This window comes from Williamsia muralis (genome assembly GCF_051487485.1).
Lineage (GTDB): Bacteria > Actinomycetota > Actinomycetes > Mycobacteriales > Mycobacteriaceae > Williamsia > Williamsia muralis_B.
Genome location: NZ_JAHVCV010000001.1, coordinates 537,535 through 560,886, shown reverse-complemented (window position 1 = coordinate 560,886; position 23,352 = coordinate 537,535). Strand labels below are relative to the sequence as shown.

The window sequence follows — 23,352 nt, the reverse complement described above, 5'->3', positions numbered from 1 at the left end:
TTCGAACTCGCGAACCACAGACTGCTGCTTGAGCACAGCAATGGCCGCATCCGACTGCACAGCACCGCTTGTTGCGCTGGAGCCAGGCTCGGGCAAGTGCGGATCCTCGTGAACCCCGTAGTTACATCCAACCCCATCTCCAGCAGGGTGGGAGTTCGTGAAAGTCATGGTTACTTTGTTGCCATCCGCAACGGCAGTCACAGTGACGTCATTCGGATTGTTGGCACCCCATGCAACTCCGGATGTGGCCCCGACCGCCACTGTTGCCAATACGCTAGCGCCGGCTAGCACCCCCACAGATATCTTTCGCATAGCTTCTAACCTCGCTCAACTCCCCGACGAACGTGCCCTCGAGTGTGGCGCATCCAGCCACGAAAGGGGTCGGTTTGCACCAATTGAGCTACCACTAACACTCGGACGATAGCGAGCCACTCGCCCGTTCAGAGCGCGACGAGATAGGCGATGACGATGAAAATCGGTACGGCGAAAAGGATTACCAACACTGCGACCACGATGACGAGTGCGACGAGTGCGCCGGTTCCCGCGACCCTACGGCGATTCTCGGAGGAAGGTGGTTTCTCACTCAACTGAACAGTCCCATGGCGCGACACCTGGCTCGATTGTCCGTGCTATCACTTCCCCTTTCATCGTATCGCGGAGACGGGGGCTTGCGGCAAGACCCCGTTTGTCGTGCACAATCGCCCGGCAACCGACACGCGGAGGGGTTCTCGATGGCAGATATGGCGGACACGCCGGAACGTTTTGTGGTGCACGAGTCCGGGGCCTACTTTCACGGCACCAAAGCCGACCTACGGGTTGGGGATCACCTCGTGCCCGGTCATCGCTCCAATTACCGCGACGACCACATCTCGAACTATGTCTACATGACGAAGGTGTTGGACGGCGCGGTGCTGGCAGCGGAGATGGCCGTGGGCGATGGGCCCTGTCGCGTCTACATCGTGGAGCCCGGCGACGACGTCGAGGACGACCCCAACGTCACCGACAAGAAGTTCCCCGGAAATCCAACTCACTCCTATCGGAGCGCCCAGCCGGTCAAGATCATCGGCGAGATGACCGACTGGGTAGGACATTCCCCTGAGTACCTTGGTCAATTTCGCGCCGGCCTGGACGCACTGCGACGCCGCGGAGATGCAGTCCTCTACGACTAGCGGCCGCAACCTCGGTTCAGCCGGGGACGAGCACGTTCACAGTTCCTTGGAAGATCGCCATGAGCGTCAACGGCTTTCCCGTCCCGTACGTCGCGGCGAGCAGGTATCCCATCGCGCACTCCCCCGGTGATGGTTTGGAGTCGGAGCCGCTTCGCCAGAGAGCGGCTACTCGTTGGTGTTCCGCAGCAAGTTTGCCGACCTCGGTGGATTCGGCGCTCCGGTGCCCGCGTATCAGGCAGTGACTTCTTCGGGTCGCCGGCGCAAATACCCAATGCCCGGTAGGGCCGGAGATCTCGATCCGATGCGCTCGACGCCAGGACCCCCTGGACACCAGCAGTTCATACCGAACCTCGTCAAGGGTCAGGTTGTTGCGGCCAGCGTCGCCGTCGATGGAGAAGTTGATCGACGCGGTGGGAATCGACTCGCCACTGACCACAACCCGGCCGTCGTCACCACGATCCAACAAGACCAGACCGTGGTGAGAGTCCACCAATTCCTGAGTAGGCATAGCCCATGCTATGCCGAATGATGTTGGTTCAGCGCGACTTAACTCCACCGTCGCGTCTTCAGGAGTTCAATCGTTCGAACGACGCGAGAACCAACCGAACCCGGTAAAGGCTCCCAACGGGAGCTTCGTCGACAGTCCTCTCAATGACCGACTGTCGCCGCGCCGATGCCGCGATAGTTTGTTGCCCGGAGGAGGAGATACGAACATGGGGCTCATCAGGTCGTACACCCGGTTCAGCGATGCTGAGCTGCACGAGATCTACCTTCAAGATTCGACCGAAGACGTCGTCGGGTTCGTCAATGATCTCCGCGACGCTGACCCGACCATCACGGTGGACATCGACAAGGCTTTCGAGGCTCTGGGTCTCATGTTCAACCGCTCGGGACTACCAGTGAATCCTGTTGTAGGTGAGGGTTCCATGCCCGGCGAGATCAACTTCAGCGAGGGCATCCCCAACTACATGAGTCCCTCGTATGTAGGGGCTACGCGAGACATCCTCGCTCACATGACATTCGACACCTTGCTCGAGTCCACAACGATTGCCGACCTCACCGATCAGCGCGTGCGGCCATTCTTGAACTGGCGCAACGAGAACATCGAGTACTTGAGATCAAAATTCACGATCATGTCCGATTTCATCATCCGCGCGGCCGCCCTAAACAACCACGTGGTCCTGGAACTCGTCTAGCCCTACGGCAGACATCGCGGGCTGATACGACAACGAGCGGGGATTCTTCAACCGGCTGGTCGACTTCAGTGCCCGGGTGAGCGCCGGCACAACCGCAGGCTGACGGAATCAGTTGCGCCGCGCCACAAACGAATCCTCATCTTCACCGAAACGGGGAGTGAAGAGCTGGTGAAGTCGACGTTGATGACTCCCGGGGCCAAATCGACGAACCTAGGGTCAGGTTCATGAAAAGAACCATGACAAAAGCTTCGTTGGCGGCTCTCACCGTCGCTGCGGCCGGTGTGCTCAGCGTGCTGGGAGCTCCTGCTGCGTCGGCCAATTCATTCTCCACCAGCACGCAGGGTGGAACCGCCAGTTACAACGACGGTGACGATCAGTTCTGCGCGTTCGCCTGGAATACCGAAGGTGTCAGGACTGTACGGGTGACGCTGACCGCGGTCAGCCGCTCGGGCCCCGGACACGACTTCACCGAGCGAAACACCTACGCCGGCGGCGGCGCGGGCAACACCTGCCGCAGCCTGGCCACCGCGTACGAGGACACCCAGTACAAGGCCGTGATCCGTGGTTACTGGGGCGAGAAGGGCACCACCGAGACCAAAACGGTCTACTTCTACAGCTGAAGCTGGGCGTACGTCGACGCCACAGTGTTTCTTGAAGATCCGCCGGGGCCGCCATTCGCAACACTGATGCGTTTGGCGGCTTCGTCGTGCGGCCGCTCGCCACGCACGAGCTCTATAACTCCTTGCCCATCGGCATTTGCGCGAACTACTGTGCTCAGTCGTGGACAGAACCAACCATGCCTGAACTGGTAATCAGGCGATCCGAAGAGCGGGATACGGACCGGCTGGTCGAGGTGTGGCGTGCCGCAGTAGAGGCGACCCACCACTTCCTCTCACCTTCCGACGTTGACGGATACGCGCAGCGTCTCGCATCGGAGTTCTTCCCGATGGTCGAACTCGTGGTCGCCGAATTGGGAGGCCGCGTAGTCGGTTTCAGCGGCACTACCGACGGTCGGCTCGAGATGTTGTTCGTCGATCCCACAACACACGGCCGTGGAGTGGGTACAGCCCTGCTGGATCGAGCCCTTCAGGCGCAGGGCACCATCGATGTCGATGTGAATGAACAGAACTCGGACGCAGTCGCCTTCTACAAACGACGCGGATTCGAGCAGACCGGGCGCTCGCCGCTGGATTCGGACGGTCGGCCGTTCCCCCTCCTGCACTTGCGGCGAAACATCGGGAAGGTCACCCGATGACACATGGAGGACAGAAGACCTAAGCGCGTGCGTCTGCCACGCCGATCTCAGCGGCCTCTTTTTGCGTCGTACAGCGCGGCATCCGCCTGCTCGAGGAGGTCGGAAATGGTTGTGGCAGCGGCATCCTCGGTGGCGAAACCGACACTTGCCTCGGGAACCGCAGACCGGAGTCGCTCGACCACGTCTGATGCAGATGTCTGTCCGGTACCAGCGATGAGAAGGGCGAACTCGTCGCCGCCGAGGCGCGCGAGAACGGCGCCTTTCGGGACCACCGAGCTCCACCGCTGGGCATATTCGATGAGTCGTTGATCGCCCACCTGGTGGCCCAGGGAGTCGTTCACGTTCTTGAAGTCGTCGATGTCGAATACCGCGACCGTGATGGTGGCGTGGGCTGACCGTGCGCGCGCGAGTTGTTCGGTGGTCGCGATCTCCCACCCGGCCCTGTTCAGCACACCCGTCAGTGGATCGGTGCACGCGATGGTGACGAGTGACCGTGTCACCAGCCCGAAGGACTCTGCCGCTCCGACAATCGCGATGGCGAAGACGGCGTAGGTGATGCCGAGCTTGTGCGCCGGCCCGATCGCCAGGGCCACGCACGTCGCGGCGGTGAGGAAGATGACCATCATCCACGCGCGCTTGGTCGGATAGAACGCTCGGATGTACATCGCCAGGAACATCACCGCGATCAGGCAGGGGAAGTCGTAGATGATCGAATTGTGGAATGCGATGACCACCGGCGTCGCTACCATCGCCGCAACAAGCGCGGGAGCGAGCCTTGCGTGAGCGAACGCCACGTAGATCAGTGCGCCAACTCCCAAGACAACAGCGATCATGCCGCCGGTGGGGTTCGCGAGCTCGTCACTCCTCGGTGAGATCCGATTCAGAAACACCCCGACGAAGTACAAGAACGTCGTGGCGGCCAGGTAGATGCGGAGCACCCGGACCTTCTGTTCGCGCAACATCTGGCCGGCTGATCCGGACACGAGAGCGAAACGGTTCACGGTGACCCCCAGCCTGTTCGGTTCGTTCCCGCCAGGACGACGTTATCGCGGAAGCGAGTTCGGTGCCCGGGGCACGGGGCACGGGGGCTGCCAGGTCACGGCGGTCAGGTGCAGACCGGGTATCCGCGACAGCTCGGTCAGCGAGCGAACCCCGACTCAGACGGTAATCGTGTGATGTCGACCCAGCGGCAACATCAGCGGCTTCCCCGATGTGGGATCGGTGATGACCTGACTCTCCAGACCGAACACCGCGCGAACGGTGTCCTCGGTGAGAACCTCTGCGGGTTTCCCAGCAGCATGAAGTGTTCCGTCGGCCAGCGCGATCAGGTGGTCGGAGTACCGGGCCGCCATGTTCAGGTCGTGCAAGACCATGACGATGGTGGTGCCGCGTTGCTGATTGAGGTCGGTCAGGAGATCGAGGACTTCGATCTGGTGGCTGACATCGAGAAACGTCGTGGGCTCATCGAGGAGCAATAGATCGGTGTGCTGGGCCAGGGCCATTGCGATCCATACTCTTTGGCGTTGTCCACCGGAGAGTTCGTCGACCGGCCGATCGGCGAGAGCGGCTGTCTCGGTGGCATCGAGAGCCTCTGCAACCGCCGAATCGTCCTCTTTGCTCCACCTCGCGAACATGCCCTGATGTGGATGGCGACCACGTCCCACCAGGTCCGCAACCGTGATGCCCTCGGGCGCGATCGGCGATTGCGGCAACAGCCCGAGCGTGCGGGCCAACTGCTTGGCAGGAGTCCGATGTACCTCTTTGCCGTCGAGCACCACGCGGCCGGTGCGGGGCGCCAGCAACCGCGACATCGACCGCAACAGGGTTGATTTGCCGCAGGCATTCGCCCCGACGATCACCGTGACCTGCCCCGGAGGGATGGCCAGGTCGAGCCTTTCGATCACGTTCCGGTCGCCGTACCCGAGTGTCAGATTCTCGATGGTCAGCGAGTGTGTGGTGGTCACAGTGAGCCGCCTCCGCGGTTGGTGCGGATGATGAGGTAGATGAGATAAGGGGCGCCCATCACGCCGGTGATGACGCCCACCGGGTATCGCGTATCGAGCGCGAACTGACCGACAAAATCCGCCAACAGCACAAGCAATGAACCGACGAGCGCGGACGGGATGAGCAGCGACCCGTTCGGACCCACCAGCCTCGCGGCGATCGGACCCGAGAGGAAAGCGACAAATGCGATCGGGCCCGCCGCTGCCGTGGCGAACGCGATGAGCCCCACCGCGGAGACGATGACGATGAGTCGCGTGCGGTTGACCCGCACCCCGAGTGCTGACGCTGCGTCATCGCCGAGCTGGGTCATCGCGAGATTACGAGTCTGACTCAGCAGGATCGGGGTGAGCACCACCAGGGCGACGAGGACCGGAATCGTCTCGGTCCACGACGTTCCGTTCAGACTCCCGGTCAGCCAACGCGTTGCCTCCTGCAGATCCCACTCGGCAGCCTGGTCCAGGAGGTAGTCGGTGATGCTCAGCAGCATTGCGGCAAAACCGATTCCGATGAGGATCAGCCGGGTGCCCACCACGCCGCTCTTGAACGACAGGACGTAGATGAGCACCGCGACCGCGAGGCTGGAGACGATCGCAAAGATCGAGACCTGGGTGGCCCCGAGGGACAGGGTCACGATTGCGAAGGTGGCCGCGGCGCTTGCACCGGCGCTGATACCGATGATGTCCGGACTGGCCAGCGGGTTGCGCAACATGGTCTGAAAGGCGATGCCGGAGAAGCCGAAACACAGACCCGCGGCGACCGCGAGCACAGCGCGAGGCAGACGCAGTCTGCCCACAGTGAATGTCGCGCCCTGCACCTGTTCGCCAAGAATGACTTTCAGGACGTCGCCCGGTGGGTAGTAAGTGTGCCCCACCATCAGGCTGACCGCGAATCCGATCACGATCAGCACGGCGAGCACAGCGATCACGGCTTGACGCCGACGCCCACGACTTTGCCGGCTCTCGGCGATCGACTCTGCTGTCACAACAGGCACACTCACAACGTGCCCACCTTCTGGCGTCGCACGATGTAGATGAAGAACGGTGCACCGATCAGGGACGTCAGAATCGCCACGTCGATTTCGGCGGGGCGGGCGATGATTCGGCCGAGCACATCGGCGCCGGTCAGCAGCGCAGCGCCGGTGATCGCCGAGAACGGGAGCAGCCACCGGTGGTCCACACCGACGATCAGTCGGCACGCGTGGGGCACCAGCAGTCCGACAAACGCGATCGGACCGGTCACGGCAGTCGAAGCGCCACAAAGGATCACCGCACCAAGTGCCGCACCACCGCGGACCAGGGCAACACGCTCACCGAGCCCGGCGGCCAGATCGTCTCCCAACGCCAATGAGTTGAGACCACGCGCGGACAGCAAGCAGATCAAGAAGCCGACGGCGAGGAACGGCAGCACACGTTCGATGCTGTCGAATGTGCCGCCGCCGACACCGCCCACCCGCCACGACTGCACCACATCGGCAGTGTCGTTGCGGCCCAGCACAAGCGCGGTGACCAGGGAAAGCAAAGCCGCAGATGTCGCGGCGCCCGCCAACGCGAGCTTGAGCGGCGTGGTCCCGCCGCGCCCGAGTGATCCCACGGTGTAGACGAAGATCGCAGCGAGAGCAGCACCGACGATGGCCACCCAGATGAAGCTGGTCGACGACGTGAGCCCGAAGTAGGAAAGACCGATGACCACGGCGAGCGAGGCCCCCATGTTGACGCCCAGGATGCCCGGATCTGCGATCGGGTTTCTGGTCACGCCCTGCATGACCGCGCCCGAGACACCGAGGGCGCCACCGACGATCATCGCCAACAGCGTTCTCGGAATGCGTTTTTCGACAGCAGCCTGCTCGATGCTCCCGTCAGTGCCGTCGAGCGCGCCCATCACATCAGCCCAGCCGACGAACCGCGAACCCACCTTGACCGACAGGATGGCCAACATCACGAGCACTGCGACCGCGATCAGCAGCCACAGTGCTCGCACCCTTCTCGGGCGCCGCACTGCGGCGGCGCCCGAGAGGGCTGGGGAGGGTTCAGCCTTGCGGAGTCCGCTCGGTGTCGCCTGCTTGTCCGTCGTCACGACTTGTGAGTCACTGAACCTTGTCTGAAGCCTGCGCGAGCATCGACAGGTAATCGTCGAGGACCCATGAGATCGACAGCGGCGTCGGGTTGGCGGCAGTGCCCAGAGGGTCGCTGCTCGGCAGGGTGACGATCGCGTCGGAGGCGACAGCCGGCATCTTCGACAGCAGTGGGTCGGCCTTGAGCGCGTTGACGAGGTCGGCGCCGCCGTAGGTGACGATGACGTCCACGTCGTTCAGCGCGTCCACCTGTTCGGCGCTCTGCGACAGCGAGAACTTCTCGGTGCCGGCCGACGCGGTCGCGATGCTCGGCGGGGTCGCCATTCCGAGGTCTTCGAAGAACGCGGCGCGGGTGTCATGCGTTGTGTAAAAGCTGACCTCGCTGAGGTCGGTGGTGTCGACGTGGGTGAGGAACATGACGTTCTTGCCCGCGATCTGGGGATGCTCGGCAGCTGCGTCGGCGATCTCCTTCTCGAGCTGGGAGACGAGTTCTTTGCCCTCGTTCTCCTTGCCGATCGCCTTGCTGTTCAACTCGATGGTCTCGCGCCACGGTGTGCCCCAGGCGGTCACCGGGTACGCGACCACGGGAGCGATCTCGCTGAGGGTGTTGTAATCCTCCTGCGTCAGGCCCGAGTAGCCGGCGAGGATGACGTCGGGCTGCGTGTTCGCGACAGCTTCGAAGTCGACACCGTCGGTCTCGTCGAACAGCACCGGCGTGGGTGCCTTCAGTTCTTGGAGCTTTTCCTCCACCCACGGGAGCACGCCATCGCCGTCGTCGTCACCGAAGTTGGCCGCCGCCATACCGACCGGCACCACTCCGAGCGCCAAGGGCACCTCGTGGTTGGCCCAGTTCACCGTCGCGACGCGTTCGGGCTTCTCGTCGATCGTCGTGGTCCCGAGTGCGTGTTGGATGGTGATCGGCGACCAGTCGCCGTCCCCCGACCCGTTGTCGTCGGACGACGACGAGCACGCTGCGAGCCCGGTGGCCAAAAGCGCGGCCGCAGTCAATGCGACCAATCGTGATGCGCGAGGCATGGTTCCCTTTCGATCGTGATACCCATTCCACCGACCGCGGCGGCGCCGAGGATCGGTCACCGAACGTCCGCGCGTGTTCATGTGTAGACAGCAGCGGGACCTGATCGGAGAACGGATTAGGTTTGCCTAAGTAACGTTAGGGTCCGCTGTGCTGGTTTGCAATCGAGCAAATGTGACACCGTTTGTCGTGAAACGGACATGCAGGGTCGGTCGAGTGGCTCATTTGCCAGAGTTCGGCAATGATCGCCCGCCCGCGCGGCGGATCACGCCATCAACACCTCAACCAACTCGGATTGATCCTGGCAGTGTTCGTTCCCGCTGCCTCACCACTGTCAGCACCCGGACGTCCGAACCGCCGCGCCCGTCACTGTCCGACGCCCGGAGCCAGGTTTGTTCTTCCGTGCCACCCAACACCGGATCGGCCCGCTGGCGACCGCCGATCTGCCCAGCCGTGCGTGCGCACCCTTGGCCGTCCAACACGGTGACTATGGCCTGTTCAAACTCAACGACACCGTCGCAGTGTTGTAGGGGTTCTTGGCCACCTCGAGGTTGATCGACACCAAGCCGGGCGCCAGGGCTTGGTTGAGGTCGTTACGGAGCGCTCGACTTCGGTCTTAACCGGTTGACGCAGCGTCCGCGAAGGCGCACACCGCTGTTACCCGTCCCGGCGTTCGGTATTCGACCCAGGCGGTGTCTCCCGGATGGGAGGATGAAGATCATGCGAATCACCAGGCATTTTCTTGCGGTCATCGCAACGTTGCTAGTCGCTTCGTGCTCGTCGGACGACGGGGCGACTTCCAGTTCGCCGACATCCGGTTCGCCGACATCAACGATCGCCGGGCGTGGGGCGACCATCGGCCAGGTCGGAAAGCCCGTTGAACGCACTGACGGCGCATACAAACTCACACTCGTAAGCGTCGTCGATCCGGGCGATTGCGACACAAACGGCACAGCCGGCTCACCCAGCGACACCGGCGACCGACTACTCGTCGCAACGTTCGTTTTCGAGACGTCGGACATTCCGCTCGATAACGCGTACCTGGCGACCACGGACTTCTATAGCGTCACGGAACAAACCGTCCGGGCGACGCCTAATATCGAGGGGCGATATCAATGTGAGGGCGGTTTCGAAGGGCAGACGGCAACGAACGACCCCTTACCGAACGCAAACATTCTCCGCACCGAAACCTTCCGAGTGCCGATCAAAGCCCAACTGCTTGGATACCGCGATCCCGACACACGGCAGGCGTTCGAGTGGGATATAACAGGGGTTCCCGCGGCCTCGACCCAGGAACCGGCGGTTCCGCCACCGCCCGAGACAGTCCAACCGACCATCGCTACGCAATCACCAGAAAACCCGGACCCAGCGCCAGATCCGGTGGTGATTCCTCCCGCCACGACCGTCGCACCGGACCCCGACAGTTGCATCGAGGGGACAACCCGGTACAGCGAAAACAGCGGGATCACCTACACCTGCAGGGACGGATCATGGCACGAAGGCCCGTATAACTAGTTACAACACTCGTGGGAGGAGCAGCGATAGCTGCCAGGCTCTGACTGCGGTCCACCCAAGCTTCCGGGGTGCACGTGTACCTCACGGTAATTGGTGAATCACTACGGTGGCGGCATGCGTAAGGTGGCAAATTTCGAGAACTATCCGTGGAAGGAACGGAGCGGCACGTCCAGTCATTCTGCCTTGCGCTCGTGCAGGATTCGATTGTCCACATCAGGGCGCAGCTTCCGATGATCGAAGATCTTCGGGACACTGAGCTTCCCAGAGCTGCACGAGCATTCCTACCGCGACTGGGATCCAGACAAGCAGCACGTCGGACTGCTCCAGATCGATTCATGAATAGCGATCTACGGGGTCAACGGGTTCGTCGGGTTCGTCGGGATCCCCCCAAATCGTCATGCCAGGGTACAAGCGCGTCAGGTCGTCAGCCACCATTACAGCGGCGGCAACCTCAGCCACAGTTTCATTCTCTATGAGAACGGGCGGTACACCGATCCAAACATGTTGTCCACGTTGCTCGCTGATGCGAGAAGCCGGATTCGATCATGCGCCGCGGGACCCAGAGGATCAGCAGCACGGCCGCCCAGCAGCCTTCGCTCTGACGGATCGATAGACAAACGTGCGGCTGGGACCGCACACGGTTGCCAGCGCCACCTTCTCAGTCGTTCGCGTTGAGGTGTCGTAGCCCATACTCTAAGTCGAGTCTACTTGACACAACCTCCCCGCGGCCCGGACCTGTTGTCTAGCCGCCATTTTGGAGAGATTTAACCGCCCTCCTGTCGTCAATCGAAGGACCGTGATTCGGTGTCCGGTTTGCCGGTCACGGTCTCGCCTGGGTGGAGTTGCCGTTGTAGAGCGGTGAGGGTTGGTTGCTCTAGCGGGGCGGTGTAGAGCTCGAGTGCCCAGTCGTGGTGCGCGGTGCTCCATGTTTGAAGGGCCGTGGTTCTGAAGTTCAGGTGCCAGGTCGCTGGGACGCGGCGGCGGCGGGCGAGGCGACCGGCAATCGGGCCATCGCTGATTTCAGCGTCGAAGGAACCGTCGTCATCGTGTTGGTGCAGGTGTACGACGGTGAGATTCGCGGTGATTGTCACTGCCAGCGGGCTGGCGGTGACGTGCTGGGCGAACCAAGTTTGGTGATCGTCCTTTTGACGGCCCTGGCTGGGGACGAAGGAAGATTTGAAGTCATCCGCGCCGGGCTGTTGGCGTGGCGGGCGTATGGGCCCGTCCCATTCGAATGTGTTGGGGCTGATGGGTATCCCGGCGGTGAACTCGATGAATCGCACGGCGATGTCGAATCCGTCGTTGCGTTGCTGCAGGATTGCGCCGGTCTGCTGATCGATCACCAGCTGCAAAGGGTGGGGTTTGTGTGTTGGCGGTTTGAGTTCGACCTGCCAGCATGGGCGGCCCAGGTATTCGACGTCTTCGATGGGTCCGCTGGGGGTGGTGAAGTCGTTACCGACCCAGCGTGATGCGGGCTGGGTGACCAGTAGTTCACGTCCTGGGCCGACGTACCCCATCTCTCGGCCGGGGGCTTGCACTGGCAGCTGTTCATGGTGGGCGAAGCGCCACACGGTTTGCCCGTTGAAGATGACCAGGGGTTGGCCCGTCATCGACTCAACCCGAACCTTCGGTTCGTCGCGCCACACTTGGAGATCGTCGACGCCGGCAACGTATAGCGGGATCACTTCACCGCTCACGGCCATCAAGCGCCCTGTATCTATGGGCCCGACCCGGGAGATGATGCCCTGTATCGGTACCTGCGGGCCGTCCACGACCTTCTTGAGAACCTCGATCCACACCGCCACAGATCAACAGTGTCAGACCCGCTGTGCCCGATGTCGGATAATCGTGACCAACGCCGCGACGACCACCTTGCTCCTGCGTCTATTGACCTGGCCGGTTGTGACTACTACTAGCAACCATCGGCGCGGTGGATGGCCACGCTGATCACCGCCGAACCCAGGACGGCGAAGGTGACCGCGACCGCGAACGGAACGGCGGTGAGGAAAAGTCCGAACCCGGGCATGCACAGGTCGACCTCACACTGAAAGTTGTCACCATATTCGTGGATTTGGGATACCGAAAAGACGAGAGCGATCACCCACATGACGGCAAACGGGACAGTCGCGGCCACACTGCGGCCGCAGATGCGCAGCCCGACCGTGCTCAGCAGCAGGATCCCTGCGACCATGGCCGCCATAGAGTGGAAGTCCGCAACAAGACGGGCTTCACCCGTAATTGTCCGCGGCTCAGAACCAAAGTAGTAACCAACCAGCAGCCACGGAACCGTAATGGTCGCGACGACGTGGGCCACCTGCCACACCCGGCGCGGCCTCGTCCCCGAGTGCTCACGGTGGCGGTCCTCCATAGGCGCATCCTGCCACGACGCTGCCCCAGCGAATCGATGGAACGGGTATCGCCGTCGAGAGTTACAGCGCAGGGACGCCTGCGTCGGGGTCGGCAGTGACAATGTCTAAGTCCTGTTGTGCAAGTAGCCGATTGATCGTGTGGGCGCTTGCTCCGACGCCAGCCCAATGCTGGTCGACGTCCGACGCAATGCACCAGGCGTGATCGGCCGGCCACACGAATGCTGCCGGGTTGTATCCGGTTTCGCGGACACCCCACTGCCCGAAGTCAGCCAGAGGGCCGTGGAATAGGTAGTAGGTCCGGTTGGGAATGTGCACCCGGGCGCTCTGCCGCATGAGGTCGGAGGTATCTGGCCACCCGTTCCAGATCGCGAAGTAGCAGTCGTCTGGGGTGCTGGTAGCAGGATGCAAGAGTTCGCAGAGTCTTCCGACTTTGACCTGGTCGTTTGAGGGCCCATCAGGTTGGTCGTCGGTGTCATCGTCGTCGCCAATCGAATCAGGCATGAAGCGCAAGCGAGCATACGCATCGAAACCTGCCGGCCCGAACACAGCGAGGTCGTACTACTCGAGGAGGGAGTTGACGATCCAGGCAGCCGGGCCTGGGGTCGCGCACGGGTTCAGTACCACAGATCCATGACACCACATCGGCCGGCGACCGCCCTCGGCAGCACGTTGTCGGGCCCCTTTGACATAGTCAAAGTTTCGTCGAGATCAAGTTCGCCACAGCGTGTTTCGAAAAACCGTCCAATACGATTAGCTCGTTGTGTCGAGGTCAAGTAGTAGTAGTTCTTGGCGCAATTGGCCTGGCTCGCGCTCGTGCGGTCGGTAGGTGTGAAGTTGCAACGGGGGCTGGGCGAGTTCGTAAAACCATTCGGTGCCCGCGATGGGCTGGAGGCCCGTCCATTGCCGGCTGGGGTCGGGGTTGTCGATGTTCATTGAGGGTCGGTGATCGAGGATGATCGAGACCAGTTGCATTCGTGTCACGGTCGCTGCGGTCACTGGGCGAGGTGGCCGGCCTCGGCGGTCCGGGTCTTCGTGGCCGGCCCGGCCAGTGATGTGCAGAGCACCAGACAGGGTGATGTTCTCGGGCACCGAACCATAGACGCGACAGTCGATCTGCACCTCACCAGCGGTTGCAATCGCCGGCAGTATCGGCTGCTTCTGGCCGAGTATTGGGTTGGTTGTTTGGTCATGTCGGGCCTGCAGCGCGCCGTCGAGGCGCCAGTCTGGGCGCAGACCGGCCCACAGGTCAGCAGAACTTGAGTTCCAGGAGAGGTGCCAATGTCCGTGCTCGCCGAGCTGAGGCGTCGGCTGTTGACGCTTGTAGTTGAAGATCGCGGGGAGAATCATCAACCGCCAGTATGCGTCATAGTGCAACGGCCCGACCAGCCGGTTTCGACGTCACACCCAGTAGCTTCCCGGCCCAGTGTCGGACGAGCTTGCGCCATCGTTGTCTACGCGAAATAAGTTGTGGCGCAGCAAGACACGTATCGTGAGACATGCCCATCTTCCAAACGCGAGGACAACGATGACTACCGACGTACGTGACCGCGTCACCAAGTTTGTTCAACGCCGCCTGGTGAACCCGCTGGCAACACGATTGCCGAGCCACACGCTCCTGGAGACAACCGGACGCAAGTCGGGTCAACCCCGCCGCACGCCCTTGGACGGCAGCCGCGTCGGCAACCAATTCTGGTTCGTCTCCGAATTCGGCGAAAACGCGCAGTACGTCAAGAACATCAAGGCGAACCCCGCCGTCAGGGTGCGACTCCGAGGGCGATGGCACAACGGCACAGCTCACCTCATGCCCGACGATGATCCCCGCGCCCGGTTGCGCCAGTTGCCGAGAGCCAACAGCTTCGCGGTTCGTACGTTCGGGACCAGCCTGCTCACGATCTGCGTCGACCTGACCAATTGACGCAACCCTCAGCGTGCCGCCTGCCGCGGACTATTCGCCACTCCCCCGCCGACTCCCGCGCTATGACTGCCGCTGGGTTCGCCCTCCCAACGGGATTCAGCCAAAACGTAAGCGCTCCAGCAACACAGCTCAATGAGAGCGCGTGGCTGAAGCCCTTGACGGCTCACTTGCATTTTGCAAGTATGGTTCTTATGAGCCTCTTCATCACCTGCCCCGTCGAGAACGTCGAGCGCACGACCGCCTTCTACACAGCCCTCGGATGGACCCTCAATACTGAGATGTCCGACCACAACGTGTCGTGCTTCGCGATTGCTCCCGAGCAGTACGTCATGCTCGGCAGCCGCGAGATGTACGCCGGCGTAGGCGGCGTCGAGGAGCTGGTCGGCGGACCCCAGACCCCCTCGAAGGTCACGGTTTCGTTCGACCTCGACAGTCGCCAGGCGGTGGACGATCTCGTGGAGCGCGCCGCCGCGGCCGGCGGGCGGATCGGTGACACCGACGACTACCCCTTCATGTATCAGCGCCAGTTCGACGATCTCGACGGCTACCACTACTCGCCGTTCTGGATGAAGCCGGACGCCGATTCGGCCACGTGAGCGACCTCGCCGCTGCCCTCGACATCGTCGGAGCACGGTGGGCCCTGCTCATCGTGGAGCGGCTGCTGGACGGGCCACAGCGGTACGGCGATCTGCAGCGCGACCTCGGCGTCCCGACGAACATGCTCGCGACCCGCCTACGTGAACTCGAAGCGGCCGGCGTACTGACCCGTCTGCCCCTCCGGCACAACACCCGGGCCTATGCGCTGACCGATCGCGGACTTGCGTTGCGCGAAGCGATTGATGCGCTAGGGCGCTGGGGCAAGAAGGAAGCGTAAACGGTTTCGCGGCAACGTGATCCACGCCGCGACCCCCGCCGCACCCGTCCGATCGTCGACTGACGTACCCATAAAATTAGGGTTTTGTCAGTTAGCCCGAAATCGCCCCGGGCTCATCCCAGTGACCCGCCGAAAGGCCGTGCCGAATGCACTCGCCGACCGGTAACCGACGCAATAGGCGACCTCGTCGATCGCCTCGCCTCGGGCCAGTAGCTCGATGGCGTGCTGGGCTCGCGCCGTCGCGATCCATCGACTGAACCCCACACCGGTTTCGGCGTGGAAGACCCTGGTGATGGTGCGGGTGCTGACACCGAGTCGAACAGCCCACTGCGCCAGCGTGGTCGAGTCGCTGGGGTCCGCCCGAATCGCCGCGACGATCGGCGACAGCAGCGCCGCCGTCGGCACTCGCAGCGACACCTCGTGCCTCGCCGGAGCCAGCACGTCGAGCACCATTGCCTCTGTCGCCGTCCGCGAGGCGGGGTCGAGCCCGTCGACCGTCAGCCGATCGAGCAGCAACAACAGCAACGTGGACATCTCCACCGCCACCGGCTCGGACGAGATCGACGGAGCTGCACGGAAACTGAACTGCGCCGCGCGCAAGGTGATGCCCTCCGGTGTCCATCCCGAATGTCGTACGCCCGCCGGCACCCACAGACCCACAGACGGCGTGATCGCCCAGATCCGCGGCCCGATGGTGGCCGTCGACGCTCCCCGCTCCGTCCAGAGCAACTCGTGCGTGGGATGGGAGTGCTCCTCCCAGAAGGTGTTACGCGCCATCACCTCGTAGTTGCCTGCGATCACAAACGGGACGTCGATGGCACCAGCCTCGTAAACCGGGAGCATTCGTTTGTCGACCGTTTCCGCAACCGGGACGTCGGTATTCCGACGTCCCTTCGCCGTACCGGGCGGCAGATCCTGGATGGTCATGGCAGCCGGGCCAGGTGTAGGTCTGCGCGAAGTAGACCGCAAGTGCGGCGTGAGGCGTTCATGAGTTACAGAACTCGATCAGCTGATCGCGCTCGCGGTCGACTGCGCGGCGATCCGCTGCGGACACCTTCAGCAGGTACTCGACCTCCACCGTGATTCGCTTGCCGTCCTTGCGGGGACTCCAGGTACCCGCCACTCGACCGTCGACGAGAACAAACCCGGGGGAACGGCCGTTGGGGGTCGTCGTCTTCTTGAACACCTCGTCGTCAATCACTCGTCGCCGATCGGCGCCTTGGGCCAGCACGATGTTGTCGAAGGGCGCAACCAGACGGACGGGGGCGTCGACCCCCTCGTCGGCCGGCGCCAGTCCTTCGATGTCGAAGAGTTCCTCGCCGTCGGGCCCCTGCAGCTTCGCGAGCTCCCAGTCCGCTTCCATCGCCTCGACGATCGGGCGCAGACCGGTTATCCCCGACCAGGTCTGGATGCCGTTGATCGATGCCGGGCCGAACCCGCGCAGGTAGAGCCGGACCAGATCGGCGATGGCCTCGTCACCGGTCACGGCAGGGTCGCCGGCCCCGCACCAGTCGTCGAACAGTTGATAGGTCGTGGTCGCAGAACCTCGCCACGTGCCCCGCGGGGGCACCTGAACCAACGACTCCAGGCAGCGCACCACTGTCACCAGCGACGACGCGTCTGCTGCCGGCCAGCGCTCCGACAACGCCGCCTTGAGATCCTTGACGGTCATCTGGTTGCCGCGCAACAACTCTCGCCCGTAGTCCACCACCTCAGTGGGATCGGCATCACCGATCAGCTTGTAGTGGTTCGACCGCAACACCTTGTCCATCAGAGGCTGGGTGAGCGGGCGGATCCATCGCGCATCCTCGCTGTCGATGAGGAAGACGGTGCTGCGCAGCAGAGCAATTCGCACCACCTCGCGTTCATCGATCAGCTGATCGAGATCAGCCGGGTCGAAGTCGGCAATTCGAGACCACAGCCCATAAAACGCGGATTTCGGATCTTGCGACTGCAGTCCGACGCAGCGGTCGAGCACCTCGAGGACGTCTTCGTCCACTCTTTCGAGCAGATGCTGGCGCTGCAGGAGGGTGCGGTTCCATTGCCGCATCGACAAGGTTGTGCTCATGATTCGCGTCTGCCCGACGACGCCCGCGCCTTCGCCAATTCGCCGAACGTGGCCGCGCGTGCATCCGATCGGGCGCCCGTATCGCCGATCTGCTTGTCCACCAGGATGACCTGACCGATGAACGGCTCCACGATGCCCACCATGCGAATCGGAGCGGCGATGATCAGCTGGAACCCGAACTGTTCGAATGCGCGGAGTGACTGCGAACTGAACGTCTCGTCGGACTTGCTGAACGCCTCGTCGAGCATGAGTGGCGCAAATCCCGGGCGATGGTCCTCGCCGTGGCTCAGCGAAAAGCTCAGGGCCGCAGCCAGGCAGAACGCCACCAGCTTCTCCTGCTCGCCGCCGGAGTTCGATGCGGTGTTGCGGTAGGTGTGCACAGGCGGATCGTCCGGCGCGGCATCGAAACTCAGCTCTTTGCCATAGAAAGTGTAGCTGTTGCGGACGTCGAGCACGTTGTCACACCAGCGGCGGTTCTCCGCGTCGGTGCCGGTGAGCCGGGCCACGAGTCCGCGGATCCGATAGAACTGCCGCGCCAAGACCGCGCCGTCACCCGATTTGGCCGCAGGCGCGTCGCGGATCATCGCGTCGACGATCTTGCCGAACTCCCGCGACTCGTCAGTGGGATTGTGCAGCTGCGCGATCTGCAGGTAGGTGCCCTCGTTGAAGTCGACCCTGCGCAGGCCGATGTTGACCTCGGCGATGCCCTGTGTGATGCGCTTGTTGGTGTCGCCGATCTCCTTGTACAAGTTGGAGACCGAGTGACTGATGTCGGTGGTGATGAGCTGCCGGAAGCGTTGCTGTGTCGACGCCAGACCGTGCTCGACCAGGCTCTGATGAATCGAGACAAGATCGGACGCGTACTCCACCGTTGCGCTCAAGTTCGACGCGGCCTCGGGCCATTCCCGCAGGAAGGCGTCGGCGGCGCGGACAATACGGTTCTCGGCGCCGTCACGTTCGGCATTCGCCTTACCCACAACGGCTTCGAGCGTATTGCGAAGATCAGACCGCACCTCGCCGTAGTTGTCCAGGGTCAGTGTCTTGCCGCCGTCGGCGAGCGTCTCGGCGAGTACCTCGGCGAGATACTCGCGGTCGGAATCGTCGAGTTTGGTGCCCTCGTTCTTGACCTGCTCGAACTCGGCGAACCATCGATCCCAGTCCGAGCCGATGTGTCCTAGTTGATCGCCCAGCGCACCCACCCGAGCGACGGCCTCTCGCCAGTCGGCCCGGGCGATCTCCACCTGCTCCTCGAGTTCGGCGAGATCCACCCGGTTTTCACGAACGCGGTCGATGCGGGCGTTGAGTTCGTCGGCATCGCGTCGCGACGACCACCAGTTCAACTCCGCCCACGACGCATAACCGGTCAGAGCATCGGCGTTCTTCGCGCGTTCGCGGTTCTGCTCCAACAGGTCCCGCTTGTCCTGAGCCGCCTGCCGCGCCTGCTGATACCGGAGTTCGAGGTCGGCCTTGAGCTCTTCGAGAGCCGTGCGCTTGCCGTCGGTGTTGGAGCCGAGGATCCACTGTGTGCGGTCGGAAACCGAACGCCGGTCGTCCTTGCGGAAACGGTCGCGGCCGGACTTCACCAGTCCCTGCGGAGTGACCGCGAGTGTGTGCTCGTCGAGCTGCGAGGGCAGATCAACGCAGATGTGTTCGGCGCTGTGGGCGACCACTGTGGCCAGCCACGCTCCGGCCGGGTGCTTCCGGTCGACGATCAGTTTCTCGGCGAGCGAACCGCGAACCGGATCGGCAGCAACCGCTGAATCCTCCTGATAAACACGGTATTCGAGCACCCCGCCGATATTGGTCCGGTTGACGAACTCACCGATGGTGGTGCGGTGCCGAGCCGGCACCAGCATGCTCATGCCCAGTCCGCGCAGCACTCGTTCGGCGGCCCCGGCCCAGTGGTCCTTGGCGGCGGGATCGACGTCGATGAGTTCGGCTGCGAACGGCAATTCGGCGGGCGCGACCCCGGTGGCCTGCGCGATGCCGTCGCGTTGTGCCAGTACTTCGCGTGGCAGCAGCGACCGCCGGGTGTTCAAGCTCGCCAGCTCGTCCACAACCGCCTCGAACTCGCGCCTGGCATCGGTCTCGGCCGCGAAGAAGCTGTGTGCCGTGGTGGCCAATCTGTCGGCGGCTTCTCTTGCAGCCCTGGCGATCTCCGGGGCACGCATCCGCAGGGCGGAGAACTCGTCCTGGGTTTCGGGGGTCTGCTCCCCCAGTCCGCCCACCAACGTCGCATACCGTTCGTAGGCGCGGTTCCGGGCCGTCACCTGCGCCTCGAAGGATTTGAGCTCCGATTCCAGAGTGGTCAGTTCGCCCTTCTCGGCGGTCAATTGGTCGCGCAGCGAGCTGTGGCGCTCCTCGCGTTCGTCCGCGAGGTTCTCCCAATTGGCCACCTCGTTGTCCAACCGCATCCGGTCGGCGTCGATCTGATCCAGACGCTGCTGCAGGAGCGTCAGCCGATGCTCGCGCATGAACGCCCTCATCGGAGGACCCAGCAGCGTGCCCGCGCGTGAGGTGGATTCTTCAGCGCTGCAGTATGTTTCCCACGCCGCTGGGATCGGCCGGAGGACCTGTTCCTGTGCGTTGGCGCGGGCTGCGGCCTGATACGCCTCGTCGAGTTGAGTGAAGTTCTCCACCAGCCGTTCGGCTTTGGCGTAAGTGTCGGGCCGGTCGAGCATGTACGTCCGGATGAACAGGTTGAGGTCACCGACGTTCTTCATGGCCTTCGCCTTGCCCATCAGAGACAGGGCTGCCGACGACTGGCCGATTCCCACACGTCGCCTCAGCGCCTCCTGGTAGGCGCTCTGCACATCGAAACACTCCACGGTCGGATTGGCCGACCGGTACCGGCGGATGTCGAATCCGTTCTGCGCCCAGCTGTTCAGGCCGAGCAAGTCGAAATGACCGTCATGCAGCTGGTACCACGACCGCAGTGAACTGCCGTCGGTGCCCGACCCCGGGAACCACTTGATCGCCACCGCGGTGGTGGCAGACCCGGCGCCGTTGTCGTAGGTCGCCGCGATCGCCGACCAGGTGGCGCCATCGGCCCGCAGGTACTGCACCTGCGATTGATTGAACCGGTCGTCGTTCTCCGCCCACGCGCCGCGCACGTAGTCGGCCATCGACCGGGCCGCCTTCTTCGCGCCCTTCGCGGACAGATCGGCCGACGCGTTGAACACCTGATCGTAGGTGGGCAGCAGCACCACCGAATGGCCGTCCATCATCGATGACTTGCCCGACCCGGACGGCCCGGTGAGCATCACGCCCCGCTCGTCGATCGGATAGTCCTTGTACCCGTCGAACGTTCCCCAATTGACCAATTGCAGTCTGGTCAAGCGGAATTGGCCGATGTTGAGGGTGCGCTTGCCCGCGGGGGCGGCCATTGGCGATGGCGTATCACGGTCAACCGGTCGAGATCCGCCGGCTGTGTCCACTTCCAGGATCTCGGTCATGACGTGCGCTCCTGGTCATCGAGTTCGGTGAGGTCGGTGCCCTCTTCGGTGTGCTCACCGGCGAGCCTGCGGTAGGCCTCTGTGTAGGCGGCCACCTGTTCGGGCCCGAGGAGCGAAGCGATCACGCCGTGCACCACAAACCGGTCCGTTCCCGGCAACGCTCGAATGATCTTTCGTGATTCGAGCTGATTGATGGCCGCATCGATCCGCTTGATGAAGCCCGCCTCGTCGGTGTCGGACACCGGCTTGTAGGTGAGCATGTGGTCGATGATCTCGCCCCGTTCGGTGACCACCGATTCATCGGCACTGGTCAAGTACTTCTGTCGCAGGAACAGCGCAAGGACCGAGGCAGCCAGGGTGAGTGTCTGCGCGCGCAAGATGTTCCGCTGCCGCGGGTCGTTCTCCGACACCTGGCGGGTGAACGCGTACTTGTGCTCGCGGTTGATCTCCAGCTGGAGATTCAGCTCCGACAGGCGAGACCGAATGATCTCCTCGTGCACCTCGATGGTCTTCCAGTTACGAGACCGCGCCGATACGTGTGCGGCGGCCACCAACTCCTGCAGCGCGTAACAAACCGGCGCAGGCAGAGCCGAGGTATCACCGTCGAACCGGGCATCGATCCGCGCCTCACTGATCGTCCCGACCGGCTCGGATCCGTCGAATGCGAAGTGTGACAGGTCGACCGACGGTTCAGTGATCGCTTCGGGTGAGTCGACGAAAAGATCGTCGCCTTCCTGGACCACCACATCATCTTCTGGTGTGCTCACCGGGTCGCACCTCGGACAGGCTCGGCTGGTTCATCGAGCAAGTGCATCACCTCGTGTGGCTGAGCGGTTATCGGATCGGGCAGCATGTGTGTGAATCGAACTGCGGGCAAACGGATCTCGCGCATCCCGCGAGCGGTGTGAGCGAGCACGGTGACCTCGTCCCGGCCGTGTTCTGCCGCGCCATGGCGCTGCGCCAGCGACCAGATGCCGATCACATCACCGGTACGGGCTTTGGGCAGCAACGCCAGCACATCGTCGATCTCGGCGGGACCGTCGACCACGGCCTCGTTCACCGCGTCGGTCAGTGCATGCCAATCGATCGATTCGGCGCCCACCAGGTCGGCCGGGTCGATGTTGATCTCACCCACGGTGTCGGCAACCGCCCCAGGCGAATCCACGATCCCGTCGTGAAAGATCAACGCGCCCACCGAATTGGACACCGCGGCGCTCATCGGTACCGCGATGCCCAGGTCCTTACCCGGACCGGCGTGCACGAACGCAGCGGCCGCGGCACGCTGCGCATCGGCGATCTGGCTGCGCAGAGCGCGATAGTGCAGGAAGTCGCCGTCTTTCACGAAGGTGTTGATGCGCCGGTAGACCTGACCACGCACCTCGTCCACCGATTGCACCTCATCCCACATCCGGTCGATGAAACCGGTGAGTGTGTCGAGGATGTCGTGCGGAAGATTTGGGATGCCGTCGGCAATCTGCCGGATGCTCGACTCGAGATCGTCGCGCAACCGGTGATCCGCGATCAGCGTGTAGAAGGTGTCGAAGGCTTTGCCCTCGTCGGAGTCCGCCAGCGCGTCATGGCCATCGAACATCCGGTTGAGCACATCGGCGTGCGAACCGTGCTCGGCATCGAGGCCACTGGTGAGCAGGGCGCGGGAGTTCTCGCGCATCTTCTCGCCGTATCCGATGATGTCGGCGGGCATCCGCTCGGCCAGCGACGTCACCATCCGGATGTCGTCGAGCACCCGCCTTGAATCCACCGCTGGGATGGCGCCCGCTGCGAGTTCTTCCCGCCGCCTGGTGAGCTCCGCGATCTTCTGATCGATGTCGCGGATGTGCTCGCCGGGATCCGGGTTGATCGACACAGCGATGTTCGACAGCCGCGACATCACCAGTTCGAGGACGGTCTCGGTGGCCACCGTGCGGTTCCGGCGTACTGCCTGAACCTGCGCGATGGCCTGGGTTGCACCGCGGGTGAGCTGGTAGCGCTCTCGCTGGGAGTCGGCGTGCAGGGTGCGGGCGAGATAACCGGCCCGCACCCAGCGGTCCAACAGGTCATCGGCCGTGGGCAGTTCCCAGCCTCGCTCGGTCCAGTGCGCGGCCAAGTCCGCCAGGTCACGATCGATACCCGCCGCGAGATGGTCGCCGTCCACCTGCCCGTCGGCCAGACGCGCAGCCATGATCGCGAGATAGGGCACTGCGTTCCGGGACCTCAGCAGTCGCAGGGTGACATCGCTGTCCGCGTTGTCCCCGTAGGCGGCGTAGAGCTGCGCCGCTGTCGGGCGTGCCATCGGACCACCTCACTTATTCCTGCCATGGCGAGCTCACCCACCGACCTGCTGCCCGCAGCTCGGCGCTCATGACGGGCGGCACGGCCCGTCTGGTTGCCCGCAGCGATGATAGTTGGCCGACGGCGCACTGTCGGTCCG

Annotated in this window: 23 protein-coding genes; 7 read left to right on the top strand and 16 right to left on the bottom strand. The window is 63.2% G+C overall.

Features of this window, described 5'->3' with window-relative positions:
* Nucleotides 1-440: 440 nt before the first annotated feature.
* Nucleotides 441-587: a hypothetical protein gene (locus KXR83_RS02755; protein WP_437423486.1), complete on the bottom strand. Its 147-nt coding sequence runs from the start codon at nucleotides 585-587 to the stop codon at nucleotides 441-443.
* A gap of 153 nt (nucleotides 588-740) precedes the next feature.
* On the opposite strand from KXR83_RS02755, the gene arr reads away from it, so the two are divergent.
* Nucleotides 741-1,169 carry an NAD(+)--rifampin ADP-ribosyltransferase gene (gene arr, locus KXR83_RS02750; RefSeq protein ID WP_437423602.1) on the top strand — a complete coding sequence of 143 codons (429 nt, stop codon included), beginning with the start codon at nucleotides 741-743 and terminating at the stop codon, nucleotides 1,167-1,169.
* A gap of 16 nt (nucleotides 1,170-1,185) precedes the next feature.
* Here arr and KXR83_RS02745 read toward each other — a convergent pair whose 3' ends face one another.
* The gene (locus KXR83_RS02745) at nucleotides 1,186-1,677 is read right to left on the bottom strand and encodes a hypothetical protein (RefSeq protein WP_317712677.1); all 492 of its coding nucleotides are present in this window, start codon (nucleotides 1,675-1,677) and stop codon (nucleotides 1,186-1,188) included.
* A 205-nt stretch (nucleotides 1,678-1,882) separates the two neighbouring features.
* Here KXR83_RS02745 and KXR83_RS02740 point away from each other — a divergent pair, with 205 nt between their 5' ends.
* From KXR83_RS02740 to KXR83_RS02730, 3 genes are all read left to right on the top strand, one after another.
* Nucleotides 1,883-2,365, top strand: coding sequence for a DUF1877 family protein (locus KXR83_RS02740; protein WP_437423485.1), 483 nt, complete (start codon nucleotides 1,883-1,885; stop codon nucleotides 2,363-2,365).
* A gap of 236 nt (nucleotides 2,366-2,601) precedes the next feature.
* Complete coding sequence (locus KXR83_RS02735; protein ID WP_437423484.1) at nucleotides 2,602-2,985, top strand: hypothetical protein; 384 nt, start codon at nucleotides 2,602-2,604, stop codon at nucleotides 2,983-2,985.
* Nucleotides 2,986-3,161: 176 nt separating this feature from the next.
* The gene (locus KXR83_RS02730; RefSeq protein ID WP_437423483.1) at nucleotides 3,162-3,620 is read left to right on the top strand and encodes an acetyltransferase; all 459 of its coding nucleotides are present in this window, start codon (nucleotides 3,162-3,164) and stop codon (nucleotides 3,618-3,620) included.
* A gap of 47 nt (nucleotides 3,621-3,667) precedes the next feature.
* On the opposite strand, the gene KXR83_RS02725 is transcribed toward KXR83_RS02730, so the two are convergent.
* The 9 genes from KXR83_RS02725 to KXR83_RS02685 form a co-directional block, all read right to left on the bottom strand.
* Nucleotides 3,668-4,621 carry a diguanylate cyclase domain-containing protein gene (locus KXR83_RS02725; protein ID WP_437423482.1) on the bottom strand — a complete coding sequence of 318 codons (954 nt, stop codon included), beginning with the start codon at nucleotides 4,619-4,621 and terminating at the stop codon, nucleotides 3,668-3,670.
* 156 nt (nucleotides 4,622-4,777) lie between these two features.
* Nucleotides 4,778-5,584 carry an ABC transporter ATP-binding protein gene (locus KXR83_RS02720; protein WP_437423481.1) on the bottom strand — a complete coding sequence of 269 codons (807 nt, stop codon included), beginning with the start codon at nucleotides 5,582-5,584 and terminating at the stop codon, nucleotides 4,778-4,780.
* Complete coding sequence (locus KXR83_RS02715; RefSeq protein WP_437423480.1) at nucleotides 5,581-6,621, bottom strand: FecCD family ABC transporter permease; 1,041 nt, start codon at nucleotides 6,619-6,621, stop codon at nucleotides 5,581-5,583. The genes KXR83_RS02720 and KXR83_RS02715 overlap by 4 nt, the downstream gene beginning before the upstream one ends.
* The gene (locus KXR83_RS02710; protein ID WP_437423601.1) at nucleotides 6,618-7,559 is read right to left on the bottom strand and encodes a FecCD family ABC transporter permease; all 942 of its coding nucleotides are present in this window, start codon (nucleotides 7,557-7,559) and stop codon (nucleotides 6,618-6,620) included. The genes KXR83_RS02715 and KXR83_RS02710 overlap by 4 nt, the downstream gene beginning before the upstream one ends.
* Nucleotides 7,560-7,707: 148 nt before the next feature.
* The gene (locus KXR83_RS02705; protein WP_437423479.1) at nucleotides 7,708-8,730 is read right to left on the bottom strand and encodes an iron-siderophore ABC transporter substrate-binding protein; all 1,023 of its coding nucleotides are present in this window, start codon (nucleotides 8,728-8,730) and stop codon (nucleotides 7,708-7,710) included.
* Between the two features lie 2,295 nt (nucleotides 8,731-11,025).
* Nucleotides 11,026-12,048, bottom strand: a complete 1,023-nt coding sequence (locus KXR83_RS02700) for a hypothetical protein (protein ID WP_437423478.1) — start codon at nucleotides 12,046-12,048, stop codon at nucleotides 11,026-11,028.
* A gap of 107 nt (nucleotides 12,049-12,155) precedes the next feature.
* Nucleotides 12,156-12,557 (bottom strand): hypothetical protein, encoded by a 402-nt coding sequence (locus KXR83_RS02695; protein ID WP_437423477.1) that lies wholly within the window; start codon nucleotides 12,555-12,557, stop codon nucleotides 12,156-12,158.
* A gap of 115 nt (nucleotides 12,558-12,672) precedes the next feature.
* A complete protein-coding gene (locus KXR83_RS02690) occupies nucleotides 12,673-13,113 on the bottom strand; it encodes a hypothetical protein (protein WP_437423476.1) in 441 nt (146 codons plus the stop codon).
* A 249-nt stretch (nucleotides 13,114-13,362) separates the two neighbouring features.
* Nucleotides 13,363-13,959 (bottom strand): hypothetical protein, encoded by a 597-nt coding sequence (locus tag KXR83_RS02685; protein WP_437423475.1) that lies wholly within the window; start codon nucleotides 13,957-13,959, stop codon nucleotides 13,363-13,365.
* Nucleotides 13,960-14,137: 178 nt separating this feature from the next.
* Here KXR83_RS02685 and KXR83_RS02680 point away from each other — a divergent pair, with 178 nt between their 5' ends.
* The 3 genes from KXR83_RS02680 (at nucleotide 14,138) to KXR83_RS02670 (ending at nucleotide 15,401) form a co-directional block, all read left to right on the top strand.
* Nucleotides 14,138-14,527 carry a nitroreductase family deazaflavin-dependent oxidoreductase gene (locus KXR83_RS02680; RefSeq protein WP_437423474.1) on the top strand — a complete coding sequence of 130 codons (390 nt, stop codon included), beginning with the start codon at nucleotides 14,138-14,140 and terminating at the stop codon, nucleotides 14,525-14,527.
* Nucleotides 14,528-14,718: 191 nt separating this feature from the next.
* Complete coding sequence (locus KXR83_RS02675) at nucleotides 14,719-15,123, top strand: VOC family protein (protein WP_437423473.1); 405 nt, start codon at nucleotides 14,719-14,721, stop codon at nucleotides 15,121-15,123.
* Nucleotides 15,120-15,401, top strand: coding sequence for a winged helix-turn-helix transcriptional regulator (locus tag KXR83_RS02670; RefSeq protein WP_437423472.1), 282 nt, complete (start codon nucleotides 15,120-15,122; stop codon nucleotides 15,399-15,401). Before KXR83_RS02675 ends, KXR83_RS02670 begins: the two co-directional genes overlap by 4 nt.
* A gap of 87 nt (nucleotides 15,402-15,488) precedes the next feature.
* On the opposite strand, the gene KXR83_RS02665 is transcribed toward KXR83_RS02670, so the two are convergent.
* From KXR83_RS02665 to KXR83_RS02645, 5 genes are read right to left on the bottom strand one after another with little or no spacing between them, the layout of a single operon-like run.
* A complete protein-coding gene (locus KXR83_RS02665) occupies nucleotides 15,489-16,328 on the bottom strand; it encodes a helix-turn-helix domain-containing protein (protein WP_437423471.1) in 840 nt (279 codons plus the stop codon).
* A 58-nt stretch (nucleotides 16,329-16,386) separates the two neighbouring features.
* On the bottom strand, nucleotides 16,387-17,469 hold the full coding sequence (locus KXR83_RS02660; protein ID WP_437423470.1) for a winged helix DNA-binding domain-containing protein: 1,083 nt from the start codon (nucleotides 17,467-17,469) through the stop codon (nucleotides 16,387-16,389).
* Nucleotides 17,466-20,924 carry an ATP-binding protein gene (locus KXR83_RS02655; RefSeq protein WP_437423469.1) on the bottom strand — a complete coding sequence of 1,153 codons (3,459 nt, stop codon included), beginning with the start codon at nucleotides 20,922-20,924 and terminating at the stop codon, nucleotides 17,466-17,468. Before KXR83_RS02655 ends, KXR83_RS02660 begins: the two co-directional genes overlap by 4 nt.
* Complete coding sequence (locus KXR83_RS02650; protein WP_023955078.1) at nucleotides 20,921-21,691, bottom strand: DUF4194 domain-containing protein; 771 nt, start codon at nucleotides 21,689-21,691, stop codon at nucleotides 20,921-20,923. The genes KXR83_RS02655 and KXR83_RS02650 overlap by 4 nt, the downstream gene beginning before the upstream one ends.
* Entirely contained in the window at nucleotides 21,688-23,214 is a 1,527-nt protein-coding gene (locus tag KXR83_RS02645; RefSeq protein WP_437423468.1) for a DUF3375 family protein, read from the bottom strand. The genes KXR83_RS02650 and KXR83_RS02645 overlap by 4 nt, the downstream gene beginning before the upstream one ends.
* Nucleotides 23,215-23,352 lie beyond the last annotated feature (138 nt).

What these genes read in the sequence shown, in the direction of transcription:
- KXR83_RS02740 (WP_437423485.1), top strand. Translation starts at nt 1,883, where the DNA reads ATGGGGCTCATCAGGTCGTACACCCGGTTCAGCGATGCTGAGCTGCAC.
- KXR83_RS02710 (WP_437423601.1), bottom strand. Translation starts at nt 7,559, where the DNA reads ATGTTGGCCATCCTGTCGGTCAAGGTGGGTTCGCGGTTCGTCGGCTGG.
- KXR83_RS02705 (WP_437423479.1), bottom strand. Translation starts at nt 8,730, where the DNA reads ATGCCTCGCGCATCACGATTGGTCGCATTGACTGCGGCCGCGCTTTTG.
- KXR83_RS02730 (WP_437423483.1), top strand. Translation starts at nt 3,162, where the DNA reads ATGCCTGAACTGGTAATCAGGCGATCCGAAGAGCGGGATACGGACCGG.
- KXR83_RS02645 (WP_437423468.1), bottom strand. Translation starts at nt 23,214, where the DNA reads ATGGCACGCCCGACAGCGGCGCAGCTCTACGCCGCCTACGGGGACAAC.
- KXR83_RS02655 (WP_437423469.1), bottom strand. Translation starts at nt 20,924, where the DNA reads ATGACCGAGATCCTGGAAGTGGACACAGCCGGCGGATCTCGACCGGTT.
- KXR83_RS02745 (WP_317712677.1), bottom strand. Translation starts at nt 1,677, where the DNA reads ATGCCTACTCAGGAATTGGTGGACTCTCACCACGGTCTGGTCTTGTTG.
- KXR83_RS02675 (WP_437423473.1), top strand. Translation starts at nt 14,719, where the DNA reads ATGAGCCTCTTCATCACCTGCCCCGTCGAGAACGTCGAGCGCACGACC.
- KXR83_RS02690 (WP_437423476.1), bottom strand. Translation starts at nt 13,113, where the DNA reads ATGCCTGATTCGATTGGCGACGACGATGACACCGACGACCAACCTGAT.
- KXR83_RS02735 (WP_437423484.1), top strand. Translation starts at nt 2,602, where the DNA reads ATGACAAAAGCTTCGTTGGCGGCTCTCACCGTCGCTGCGGCCGGTGTG.
- KXR83_RS02665 (WP_437423471.1), bottom strand. Translation starts at nt 16,328, where the DNA reads ATGACCATCCAGGATCTGCCGCCCGGTACGGCGAAGGGACGTCGGAAT.
- KXR83_RS02660 (WP_437423470.1), bottom strand. Translation starts at nt 17,469, where the DNA reads ATGAGCACAACCTTGTCGATGCGGCAATGGAACCGCACCCTCCTGCAG.
- KXR83_RS02680 (WP_437423474.1), top strand. Translation starts at nt 14,138, where the DNA reads ATGACTACCGACGTACGTGACCGCGTCACCAAGTTTGTTCAACGCCGC.
- arr (WP_437423602.1), top strand. Translation starts at nt 741, where the DNA reads ATGGCGGACACGCCGGAACGTTTTGTGGTGCACGAGTCCGGGGCCTAC.
- KXR83_RS02685 (WP_437423475.1), bottom strand. Translation starts at nt 13,959, where the DNA reads ATGATTCTCCCCGCGATCTTCAACTACAAGCGTCAACAGCCGACGCCT.